Source organism: Rheinheimera sp., assembly GCF_036568245.1.
Taxonomy (GTDB): domain Bacteria; phylum Pseudomonadota; class Gammaproteobacteria; order Enterobacterales; family Alteromonadaceae; genus Alishewanella.
This window is the reverse complement of record NZ_DATCSY010000345.1, coordinates 1-11,547: the sequence shown is the minus strand read 5'-3', so window position 1 is coordinate 11,547 and position 11,547 is coordinate 1. Positions and strand designations below refer to the sequence as shown.

General features: G+C 51.2%; 8 protein-coding genes and 1 pseudogene. 1 reads left to right on the top strand and 8 read right to left on the bottom strand.

The annotated features are described in order from the left end of the window. Nucleotides 1-302, top strand: a pseudogene (locus VIN66_RS15360) (penicillin-sensitive transpeptidase); the annotation flags it as partial. A 35-nt stretch (nucleotides 303-337) separates the two neighbouring features. Here VIN66_RS15360 and argH read toward each other — a convergent pair. From argH to VIN66_RS15320, 8 genes are all read right to left on the bottom strand, one after another. Then, nucleotides 338-1,717: an argininosuccinate lyase gene (gene argH, locus VIN66_RS15355; RefSeq protein ID WP_331924794.1), complete on the bottom strand. Its 1,380-nt coding sequence runs from the start codon at nucleotides 1,715-1,717 to the stop codon at nucleotides 338-340. 4 nt (nucleotides 1,718-1,721) lie between these two features. Next, on the bottom strand, nucleotides 1,722-2,930 hold the full coding sequence (locus tag VIN66_RS15350) for an argininosuccinate synthase (protein WP_230818634.1): 1,209 nt from the start codon (nucleotides 2,928-2,930) through the stop codon (nucleotides 1,722-1,724). 7 nt (nucleotides 2,931-2,937) lie between these two features. After that, nucleotides 2,938-3,852: an ornithine carbamoyltransferase gene (locus tag VIN66_RS15345; protein ID WP_331924793.1), complete on the bottom strand. Its 915-nt coding sequence runs from the start codon at nucleotides 3,850-3,852 to the stop codon at nucleotides 2,938-2,940. Between the two features lie 45 nt (nucleotides 3,853-3,897). Next, nucleotides 3,898-4,668: an acetylglutamate kinase gene (gene argB, locus VIN66_RS15340; RefSeq protein ID WP_331924792.1), complete on the bottom strand. Its 771-nt coding sequence runs from the start codon at nucleotides 4,666-4,668 to the stop codon at nucleotides 3,898-3,900. Next, nucleotides 4,661-5,701, bottom strand: coding sequence for an N-acetyl-gamma-glutamyl-phosphate reductase (argC, locus tag VIN66_RS15335; protein ID WP_331924791.1), 1,041 nt, complete (start codon nucleotides 5,699-5,701; stop codon nucleotides 4,661-4,663). Before argC ends, argB begins: the two co-directional genes overlap by 8 nt. Nucleotides 5,702-5,830: 129 nt before the next feature. Beyond that, nucleotides 5,831-8,836 carry a diguanylate cyclase gene (locus VIN66_RS15330; protein WP_331924790.1) on the bottom strand — a complete coding sequence of 1,002 codons (3,006 nt, stop codon included), beginning with the start codon at nucleotides 8,834-8,836 and terminating at the stop codon, nucleotides 5,831-5,833. A gap of 147 nt (nucleotides 8,837-8,983) precedes the next feature. Continuing rightward, a complete protein-coding gene (metF, locus tag VIN66_RS15325) occupies nucleotides 8,984-9,883 on the bottom strand; it encodes a methylenetetrahydrofolate reductase (RefSeq protein ID WP_331924789.1) in 900 nt (299 codons plus the stop codon). 16 nt (nucleotides 9,884-9,899) lie between these two features. Beyond that, on the bottom strand, nucleotides 9,900-11,547 hold a 1,648-nt coding region (locus VIN66_RS15320; RefSeq protein ID WP_331924788.1), incomplete at its 5' end, for a homoserine dehydrogenase.

The following is an 11,547-nucleotide window of genomic DNA, read 5'->3' as shown; positions in this document are numbered from 1 at the left end:
AAAGCGCAGGTGCCGAATCCGGTGCACGAACGGCGTTGCCGGCATGGCTGGACTATATGCAGATAGCACTGAGTGGGATCCCGGAACAACCTGTGCCGCCGCCAGTTGGCCTCGCCTCAGTGCGTATTGACTTGCAAAGTGGTTTACTCAGCCGCCGCACTGACTACACCAGCACTTTTGAGTACTTCAAACCAGGCACTGAACCAACACAATATGCCGGTACCGATGTTCAGCAGATAAGTTTCGATAACGCTCAAGAGAAAAAGCCGGAAGAGAAACAACAGGAAGTTGAATTATTCTGATTAGAAAGCCCGCTTAGCGGGCTTTTCTTTATCGGTTAAATGGATTCAAACCACTTTCTGGCCTGCTGCAGCGCAGCCAGCACCTGCTGAGGTGCAGTCCCCCCAAGCGCAGCGCGTTTTTGCAAACCCGCTTCAAGTTGTAACGCCGGGTAAACATCTTCGCTAATCAGTGTACTGAACTGTTTAAACTCATCCAGTGTTAAAGCCTCCAGCGCCTGCTGCTGTTTCGCCGCATGCACTACCAGCTCGCCAACCACTTCATGCGCATCACGAAATGGCATGCCCTTACTCACAAGATAGTCAGCCAAATCTGTTGCGTTGCTATAACCGAGTTCAGCGGCCTGACGACACTGCTGCACGTTAACACTTAAATGCGGCAGCACAGTTGCCAACACCAGCAACGATTGTTGCCAGGTCTGCATCAGATCGAAAAAGCCCTGTTTATCTTCCTGCATGTCTTTGTTGTAGGCTAAAGGTAAGCCTTTCAATACGTGTAAAATCGCTACCAGATGGCCCAACACACGGCCGGTTTTGCCTCGCAGCAGCTCAAACACGTCCGGGTTCTTCTTTTGCGGCATCAGCGATGAGCCAGAGCTTATTGCATCACCCAGTTTGAAAAAGCCCGCCTCGCCAGAGCAGAAAAAAATCACATCTTCGGACAAGCGTGACAAGTGCGTCATGCAGAGACTGGCGGCAGACGATAATTCAACCACGTAGTCGCGGTCGGACACTGCATCCAGGCTGTTTAACGCCGCGCTGGCAAACCCCAAACTCTGAGCTAACGCCACACGGTCAACCGCGACACCTGTACCGGCTAAGGCACCACACCCTAATGGACAAACATCCATACGTGCTAGCGCATCGTCCAGCCGACTCACATCGCGCTTAAACATTTCGACGTAAGCTAATGCCCAGTGCGCAACCAGCACTGGCTGCGCCCGCTGCAGGTGGGTATAACCCGGCATGACATCAGTGCCGGCTCTTTCGGCAAAACTCAGTAACGCAGCAATAGCGCCAAGTAATGACTGACGCACGGTTTGTGCATTCAGCTTGCTCCATAAGCGTAAATCTGTTGCAACCAGGTCATTACGGCTACGCCCGGTATGCAGTTTCTTGGCAACCGCCCCGAGCTTCGCTGTCAGCTGAGCCTCGACCCAGCTGTGAATGTCTTCTTCGCTGGTTTGCAGCGGTAGTTTAGGATCAGCATCTATTGCAACCGCTAAATCAGCCAGCGCCGAATCCAGCTGGTCAGCTTCACTCTGAGTGATGATGCCGGCCTGTGCCAGTTGCTGCGCCCAGGCACGTGATGCCTGAATATCCTGCTGCGCCAACAGGTAGTCAAAGCTAAGTGAGTCGTTAAAATCACGAAACTCAGCCAGTGTTGCTTCCTGAAAACGTCCGCCCCACATCGCCATAACATTAATCCTTTTGTTGCTGGTGCAGCGCGCGGATCCGGCTGGCCAGACTGTACAACCGGATAAAGCCTGCTGCATCTTTCTGGTTATACACTTCATCACCTTCAAAGGTCGCAAACGCCTCTGAGTACAGAGAGTTGGGCGAGCGACGCTTCGCTACCGTGACATTGCCTTTATACAGCTTGATCACTACATCACCGGTCAGCTGTTCAGCTAAAGAGGTTGCTGCAGCCAATAAAGCGTCTTTCAGTGGTGTGAACCAGCGGCCGTCATATACCAGCTGGGCAAACTCCAGACCAACTTCTTCACGGTATTTCAGCGAAGTCCGGTCATATACCAGCGCTTCCAGCCCTTTCAATGCAGCCATCAGAATAGTGCCGCCAGGTGTTTCATAACAGCCGCGTGATTTCATACCAACCAGCCGGTTTTCGACGATATCAATACGGCCAACGCCATGCTCTGAGCCAATCTCATTCAGCAGCTCAATAGCAGCAACAGGCGCTATGGCATTGCCATTGATTTGAGTCAGTTCACCTTTAACAAAACTCAGTTCAACATAGGCCGCGTGATCCGGTGCCTGCTCCGGTGATTTGGTCCACATCCAAACCTGTTCAGATGGCTCGCACCAGGGGTTTTCCAGCTCGCCACCTTCGTGCGAAATATGCCACAGGTTAGCGTCTCGGCTATAAATTTTGGTGGCAGATGCCGTCGTCGGCACTTTTTTCTCTGCCAGATAGTTAAGCAGTGACTGACGGGAATTAAACTGCCACTCGCGCCACGGTGCGATCACTTTCAGCTGTGGGGCCAGCGCTGCAAAAGCGCCCTCAAACCGCACCTGATCGTTACCTTTACCGGTACAACCATGACACAGCGCATCAGCGCCCAATTCCAGCGCCAGCTTTACCTGCGCACGGGCAATTACCGGACGTGCCATTGACGTTCCCAGCAGGTACTGGCCTTCATACACAGCACCGGTTTTTAATGTCGGGTAAATAACTTCTTTGACAAATTCTTCACGTAAATCGACGATATGACAGCTGCTGGCACCCGACTTGATGGCTTTCTCTTCAACCCCGGCCAGTTCCTCGTCACCCTGACCAACATTGGCAACAAAGGCGATAACTTCACAGTTATAGTTATCTTTTAACCAAGGCACGATAGCCGAAGTATCCAGACCACCGGAATAGGCTAAAACAACTTTTTTAATACTCATGATATCCTCACGCAAATAAACTGATTAATACGGCATTCTGGGCATGCATGCGGTTTTCCGCCTGCAGTAAAACAAGAGACGCATCACTGTCGAGCACTTCACTGGTCACTTCATGCTCACGGTGCGCAGGTAAACAATGCATAAAAAACTTCACTGCCAGACGCTGCATAACGGCAGTGTTAATTTGGTATGGTTTGAATATACGTTCTATCTCAGCAGGATCAGCTTTATCGCCCATCGACAGCCAGGTGTCGGTATAAATAGCATCTGCACCGGCTGCTGCAGATAAGTGCGGGCTAAGCTCCAGCACCGCACCGGTCGTTGCCGCTATTTTCTGCACCTGCAGCAACACCTGCGCATCCGGTGAGAACCCTTGCGGTGTCACCACTGTCATTCGCATACCGCTAAGCGCAGCGCCAATCATTAACGAGTGGCACACATTGTTGCCATCGCCAACATAGGCCAGATGCACCTGATTTAACTCATTAAACTGCTCTTTTAATGCCAGTAGGTCGGCTAGCGCCTGACACGGATGATATAAATCACTTAATGCGTTAATCACCGGCTTATGACTGGCCTGTGCAAGTTGTTCCAGTGTTTGCTGAGAAAATACCCGGGCAACAATCGCATCGGTCCAACAGGCCAGATTACGGCCAAAATCAGCCACCGTTTCCCGTTTTCCCATGGCGCCATTTTGCTGGTCCAGATAAACACTGTGCCCACCCAATTTATAAATACCAACATCGAAACTGACACGGGTACGTAGCGAGGGCTTCTCAAAAATCAGCGCTATACTTTTACCCGCCAGGGCCTGAGTGTATTTTTCCGGGTGTTGTTTGACATCCAGCGCTAAATTCAGTAAATCACTCAGCGCTGCCGGGCTTAATTCAGCCAGACTCAATAATTGTTTCAGTTTACTCATTTTTTCGATCGACCTGCCGCCAGCGCGGCATCCTTGTTTAAGGGACTAACAGACGATGCGTGTGCCTACTGCTTGCTGTCGCATCAGATTTAACAAATCCTGCGGGTGTTGCCAGCCCGCTACGGTAATACTTCGTCGCAGCGCCTGAGCGGTGTCCAGAGCCGCGTCCAGTTTTACTTTCATACCACCTTTAATAACGCCTTGCTGCACCAGTTCAGCAGCCTGAACACTGTTCAATTCGTTTATCAGCTTGCCCTCAGCATCTAAAATGCCAGGCACATCCGTTAACAACACCAATTGCCCCTGCACCAGCTGGCAAATCGCTGCGGCGGCTAAATCGGCATTGACGTTCAGCAATTGCGCCTCTTCACCATGACCAATAGAGCAGAACACCGGCGTAAAACCATCTTGCAGCAAACCGTTAAGCAAAGTGCCATCCTGTGGTTTGGCAACGCCAACAGCACCTAGCTTTGTATTAAGCTCAAAACGGCAGCTGTTGCCGGCTGATAATGTCAGGCCAACAGGCTTCAGCGCCTGCAGTGAAGCTCTTGCTACCATGTGTGCATTCACAGCTCCGGCCAGCGCCCCGGCAATAACCGGCATTTGCTCAGCAGGAGATACGCGCTGGCCGTCAAGCTTTTCAGTATGAAAACCGAATTTGGCCAGCCACTGATCAACCTGATCACCACCGCCATGCACTAACACTAAAGGGTATTGCTGCTTAAGCTCGGCACACACAGCCAGTAAAGCATCAAGTGCAGCATCGTCCTGCAACAGACGCCCGCCCATTTTTAACACCAGTGGCGTTTTACTCATGTGCCACCCCACTAAATAAACCAGCTGTCTCAGGTTTGCCAAACCGCACATTGGCCGCTTGCATAGCCTGAGCAGCCGCGCCTTTTAGCAGGTTATCAATTGCTGACACGACAACAAGCTGCTCACCATCCTGCTGCCAGTAAATATCACAATAGGGTGTACCAGCCACGTCAGCGACATTAGGCGAATGTGACACCAGCCTGACCAGGGCTTTACCGGCATAGGCATCGTTAAAGGCCTCATTCACCTGAGCAGCGTCCACGCCGGCTTTTAACGTCACCACGCTGGTCGCCAGAATACCGCGTTTAAAATTCCCCAGATGTGGCGTAAATACCACTTTGCGTCCGAGGTTCTGTTCAATTTCCGGCCGGTGGCGGTGCTTAAAAAAACCATAGGCATTTAAGCCAACTTCGCAGAATGAGGTGTTAAGCGCAGCTTTACGGCCAGCACCCGACACACCGCTGGTGGCGTTAATTACCGGAACACAGCCGTCAGCAATTAAGCCGGCGTTAACCAGCGGCAGCAATGCCAGTGAACATGCAGTCGGGTAACAGCCCGGCACTGAAATAAGCCGGGGTAGCGGTGTCTTTTGCCACTCCATCAAAGAATAAACCGCCTCTTCCAGCAACTCTGGGTGCTGGTGCTCATAGCCGTAGTATTTTGGATAAAGCTGCGGTTGCTTCAGGCGAAAGGCGCCGGATAAATCCACAACATCGATATTCTGTGCCAGCAATAATGGCGTAACAGCCTCACTGGCTTCATGCGGTAACGCCAGAAAAGCAACATCTACTTTGTCTTTTAACCCTGATGCGAGCTCATCAGTCCAGGGTTGCACCAGCATATCCAACTGCTGCTTATAACGGGGATATAACGAAGAAAATGGCTCTGCGGCACGGCCCGCCGATGCATAAGCCCCAACCAGTTCAAAATAAGGGTTACGCGCTAAGATTACAGCCAACTCAGCCCCGCTGTAGCCAGCAGCGCCCAATACGATACTACGAACTAAAGATACAGATTTGTCAGTTGATAACATTGGATACGACTCTCAGGAACTAAATAACGTATAGGTATAGCACGAAACAGCCGCTAGTGTAGAACGGCCCTCATGCAGCTTCAAGAATTATTATTCTATTTTTATGAATTTTTATACAAAATGATTTATTCACTCTGCGATATTTATCCTATTTCTGCCGTCTTGCTTCGCACAGTACAAAGCAGCGTCAGAACGTGATAGTAATTTATCGTGATGATGTTCACCGGCATAGCTTGCAATGCCCATACTGGCAGTAATGCGTAAATCGGCAGAGAACGCTGAACAATCTATCTGCATGACCGCCAGTCTTATCCGTTCACAGATCTCTGCCGCTGCAACTATGTTGGTATCGGGCAATAAAATAGCAAACTCTTCGCCGCCCCAACGTGCTACGGTGTCATTTGTCCGGCAAAGGCCACATACCACTCTGGCAACCATTTTCAGTATTTCATCGCCCACACTGTGGCTAAAGGTGTCATTGACCTGCTTGAAGTGGTCTATATCCAGCAGCACCAGACATAAAGGTTGGGCAGTTCTGCGTGCACGGGCACATTCTCTGGTCAACGCCTCATCAAAAGCCCTGCGGTTTGCCAATCCCGTTAACGCATCCAGCCGTGCTTGCAGCTCGAATTCCTGTGCCTGCTGCTGAATTTGTTGCATTAACTCTGAACGTTGTTTATCCACAGCCCGCAGATGGTCTGTTTGCTGCTGTAGCTCCACCGTTTTTTCTGCTACCTGCCATAGCAGCCTTTGCTCACGCCTGTGCAGTGCCTGCAAGCGCCAGCGCACTAAAAGCCCGGTCAGTAATATGACGGCCAGAATAGCAACAGTCCAAAAATCCGCCCGTTGCCAGAAGTGTGGCAGGATCACAAAGCTAAACCTGGCGTCATGTTCGCTCCAGCTGCCCTGAGGATATGCCGCCCTGACGGAAAACCGGTAATGCCCGGGCGGCAGGTTGGTATATTCAGCAGTATTGTTGCTGCCCCGGTCAACCCAGGTTTCATCAAAGCCATTTAGCTTAGTACTGTACTGTATGCGCTGCGGCATAATAAATCCAAGACCAGCAAACTGCAGCTCAAGCCTGTGGGTACCCGCCGGCAGCTGTATTTCCTGCTGCAGAGCTACCGGACTGCCATCCACTTTCAACCCCTCAACCACTACCGGCGGTACATTTACAGCAAAGCGCTTTAAATCATCCGGTTGTACAATACTGACCCCTTTTGACGTAGCGAACACAATGCTGCCATCAGCGGATAACGTCGCAGCCTGCATTGAACCGCCGTTAGTCTGGGCACTTTGCATACCATCACTTTCGCCAAACAATTCATAATCCACCGACGAGCGCTCACCTGATAGCAGTTGGTCAACTTGCGTTCGTAACAGCCGGATCACCCCTCGGTTGCTGCTCAGCCATATATTGTTATCCTGATCTATAACGGCCTGAAACACCTTATCAAACGGTAATCCCGCTCCGCGCCCGATGATTTGCAACTGCCCGGAATTAAGATGATAAGCCACCAGCCCTCTGTCCGTGGTCATCCAGAGAATATCGCTTTGTGGATCTGGTGCAAAACCAAAGGCATACTCGGCACCATCCAGACTGCTAAAGTCGAGCGCGCTGATAGAGCCCGAAGGTTGCATAATCGCCACACCGCCACCGGTACCGATAAATAGCCTACCGTCGATATGCTTATACAACGCCATGACAAAAGGCGTCGGCAAACCGTCCTTTTTGCTGAAACTGCGGATGCCGCCCTGGCCAATAAAATTCAAGCCCTGGCCAGTACCTACCCAGAGGCCACCATCTGGTTCAGGTAAAACTGCCCGTACTTCATTCGCCAGCAGACCTGAACTGCGGTCATACTTGTCTGTCACTACACCATCCTGATAGCGCAGCACGCCATCAGTATAAGTACCAATCCAGACGGCGCCGTCAGCAGCCTCTATCAAACTCAGTACAGATTGTCCTTTGCTTACCCCGGTTAAATCCAGTGTGGTAAAGCCCGTTTCATCGCGCACTGTCAGCCCCTGGCTGGTGCCTATCCACAAAGACGCGTCAGAATGAGCCAGCACGGCTCTGACATAATCGCCAGCCAGACCGTTCTCCGCTGTATAGGTAACAAAAGCGGCATCTCTGAGGCGAAACAGGCCACCATTGGTGCCGACCCAAATACTTTTTTCGCGGTCCAGAAACAGCGATAAAATACGATTGTTGGGTAAACCGCCTGCCATGCTCAATGTCTCAAGCCCCTGCTCACCAAACCGCAGCAGGCCGCGATCAGTCGTCCCTATCCAGATGTGTTTATTTTGCACTAATAGCGCCGATACCGGCATATTCGCCAGCGCCGCAGAAAACAGCCGGGTAGCCCCCTGACTCAGCGTAAACAATCCACGCTCGGTACCAATCAGTAGACTGTCGCTATACTGTCGCAATGCAAATACCGGAACAGCAGGCAGATCAGTAACTGCGTGTATTTCAGGTTCTGCCAGATGAGTATCAAGCCAGATCAGTCCGCGGCCGGTTCCGGCCCAAAGTCTGCCTTGTTTATCAAGCAGAAGGCTATGTACTACGTCGCTGGCCAGTCCCTGCAGTTGAGTATACTGTTGGCGGCTACCATCAGCCTGTTGCCGGAATAAACCCAGCCCCTCACTGGCCAGCCATAAAGTACCGTGTTGATCCTCTACGATGGCATTTAACAGCACATTGTAGGGTGGCCAGCTATGCCAGCCTGCTTCAGTGCGCTTACTTACGCCACCTCTTGCACCAGCGAGCAGCACATTGCCATTATTATCCGTATTCAGAAAACGGATGCCGGAGTCAGGCAGCCCGGTAACAGGCCCGCGGCCAAACACTTTAAACTCACGGCCATTAAAGCGGACAGCACCTTCCCAGGTAGCGAGCCATAAATAGCCGTCGTTACTTTGCGTAATACTATTGATAGTGTTGTGAGGTAAGCCGTCACGGGTTGTCCAGCTTTCCTGAAAATAGTGACTGAGTTTGGCTTGTCCGGCGCTCGCGCTGAACGCCACCAATAATAGAAAAATACTAAAAGCTGTAGTAAATGTTAGCCTAAGCCTAAGCGCAAAGCTCACGTAACTATGCAGATAAAAGCAGCGTCCAAGCACTTCAAACATCGCAACGCATCCCTGTTGATTAAGCAATTGCTAAAGCAATATCGCAGCTCAGGTTACCCGAAATCTGCTGCTACGCCAAGTCGACAAAAGTCGCCTTGCTAACAAAAATGCCCGCAGCTAAGCGGGCATTTAGTATACAGCTATAACCTAGACCGCGATTTGAGGCCTGACACCCAACAAATGACAAATGGCGTAGCTTAACTCGCTGCGATTTAACGTGTAAAAATGAAAGTGATCTATTCCTTCCCGGCTTAACACTTTCACCATTTCCATCGCGATATTTGCTCCCACCAGATTACGTGTTGCAGCATCGTTCTCTAAGCCCTCATAGGCTTTGTGCATCCATTGCGGTACGGCCACATTGGTCAGTGCTGCAAATTTCTGTAACTGCTGAAAATTCGTCACAGGTAAAATGCCAGGAATAATGTCGACATCAATGCCAATTGCGGCACAACGGTCACGATAGCGTAAAAACTTTTCTGTATCGAAGAAAAACTGCGTAATGGCACGCGACGCCCCGGCATCCACCTTACGCTTTAAGTTCAGTAAATCGAACTGTGCATTTGGCGCCTCCGGATGTATCTCTGGGTAAGCGGCAACAGATATATCAAAGTCTGCAACAGAGCGCAGTATTTCAACCAGGTCAGCGGCGTATAGCGCCGGCTTTTCGGTACTGCCAGGTGGTAAGTCACCACGCAGGGCTACGATATGCCTGATACCGTTTTGCCAGTAATCTCTCGCGATGTCGACAAGCGTTTCTTTAGTCGCATCAACGCAAGTTAAATGTGGTGCAGCAATTAATCCGGTGCGCTGCTTTATCGATTTGATAATGTCGTGGGTCCGGTCCCGCTCGCCGGAGTTTGCACCATAGGTTACCGACACAAAAGACGGCGCTAACGGGGCTAATCGTTCAATAGACTGCCACAGTGTTTGTTCCATTTGCGCCGTTTTCGGCGGAAAAAACTCGAAACTGACGTTAACCTTGCCATTGATGTCTTGCAGGTTGCGGTTAATTGCTTCTAAATATTGCGCATTTGCAAATGCCATAGTCATTCTCTTTCTGTTACGTCAGTATAGCTGGCAGCTTAGCTTTGCCAGTGAGTTGATTAACCAGCACAGCTAGATCTGCGTGCAAACCGCCCGCGGTAACCACTTTGCCGGCCCCCGGCCCTTTTAGTACTAATGGATTCTCGTTATACCAGCCAGAGCGGATCACAAAGACATTGTCACAAGGCGCTATAGCGGCCAGCGCATGATCTGCTGTTACCTGCTGCAATGAGACATTCGCGCAGATACTGCCATTCTCTGCGGATAAACTGGCGACATAACGCAACACTTTGCCGCTGGCTTTAGCCTGCGCCAGTACGTCTGCCAGTTCAGCATCCAGCAAACTGCGCCGGGTCCAGAAATCTTGCCAACTTCCATTTTCAAGGCCAGCTGGTAATAAAGGCTGCAGCCGGATGTCATCTAACTCCAGTGCAATACCGAGCTCACGGGCCAGTACCAGCAGTTTGCGCTGAACGTCTTTACCAGACAAATCATCGCGCGGATCTGGCTCTGTCAGGCCAGCCTGACGGGCATCGAGTACAAAATCAGAAAAAGGTTTACTGCCATCAAACAGGCATAGTAACCAAGACAGCGTACCGGAAAAAATACCACTGATCTGAGTAATGTTATCACCAGCGCTAATAAGTTCCTGCAAAGTACGCTGCACCGGGATACCGGCTCCACAGGTAGTATTGCTTAACCATTGCCTGTTGTGTAACTGCCCTGCTTGCCTGATTTGCTGGTATTCCGCTTCAGGCAACGTAACACCCTGCTTGTTGGCACTGATAATGTCGCAGCCGGCGGCGATAAAGTCCGGATATGACCTGGCAAATTCCTGGCTAGGGGTAATATCAACCAGCACTTTGGGTTCAGGCAATGCAGCCAGATAGGCAGACAGTTGCTGCGGGTGCCAACTATCGCTTTGCGCCAGCAGTGGCTGCCACTGACTGATGTCTAAATTATTTGCTAATAACGCTTGTCTGGAATTCAGTACGCCAGCCAGTTGCAGCTGCACTTTAGTGCTCAGACGCTGTTGCTGCACCGCCAGCATTGACAGGAACTCTGCCCCGACATTGCCGGTACCCGCTACCACTACCTGCAGCGTAGGTGTATGCCGGATCAGTTGTTGATGCACTTGCTGCAATACGTCGCTGCTTAGTGGTCGTGCCAATAACCAGATCACTTGCTGCTCATTTTCATAGCGGTGCAACACTGCATGTGGCTGCAACACGCGATCTGCCTGAGCAGCTAACACCGGCTCGGAACCTTTTAACCATGCCACTGCGCAGTAGCGCTGGGTATCCCACACGGCATGAATGTCAGCTTCAGCTAAGCAGGCAAGCGCTTGCTCGGCACATGCAGTCGGCAGCAGCCAGCACAGGTTATTGCCTTGCTGAGGCAGTGCAATCACCGGCTGTTGTAGCTCCAGTGCCAGCCGCTCAGCGCTAAGCACAATGTCAGCGTGCAGTGTCAGCAGGGTGACGTCATTGAGTTCAGTAATAAAACTTTGTCTACCAGCAACTTGCTGTACAACGCGGCAGCCAGACAGTTGTGGCTCGTAACTGCTGCGCACCCGTAACGCTGTTTCAGTGCCGCTAAGCGGTGCCAAGGTGCGGGCATGCAACACCGGATTACCCAGTTGGGCCAACTGACACGCCTGATGC

Excerpts from the sequence above, each read along its gene's own strand:
- argH (WP_331924794.1), bottom strand. The coding sequence starts at position 1,717 with ATGGCGATGTGGGGCGGACGTTTTCAGGAAGCAACACTGGCTGAGTTT.
- VIN66_RS15350 (WP_230818634.1), bottom strand. The coding sequence starts at position 2,930 with ATGAGTATTAAAAAAGTTGTTTTAGCCTATTCCGGTGGTCTGGATACT.
- VIN66_RS15345 (WP_331924793.1), bottom strand. The coding sequence starts at position 3,852 with ATGAGTAAACTGAAACAATTATTGAGTCTGGCTGAATTAAGCCCGGCA.
- argB (WP_331924792.1), bottom strand. The coding sequence starts at position 4,668 with ATGAGTAAAACGCCACTGGTGTTAAAAATGGGCGGGCGTCTGTTGCAG.
- argC (WP_331924791.1), bottom strand. The coding sequence starts at position 5,701 with ATGTTATCAACTGACAAATCTGTATCTTTAGTTCGTAGTATCGTATTG.
- VIN66_RS15330 (WP_331924790.1), bottom strand. The coding sequence starts at position 8,836 with ATGTTTGAAGTGCTTGGACGCTGCTTTTATCTGCATAGTTACGTGAGC.
- metF (WP_331924789.1), bottom strand. The coding sequence starts at position 9,883 with ATGGCATTTGCAAATGCGCAATATTTAGAAGCAATTAACCGCAACCTG.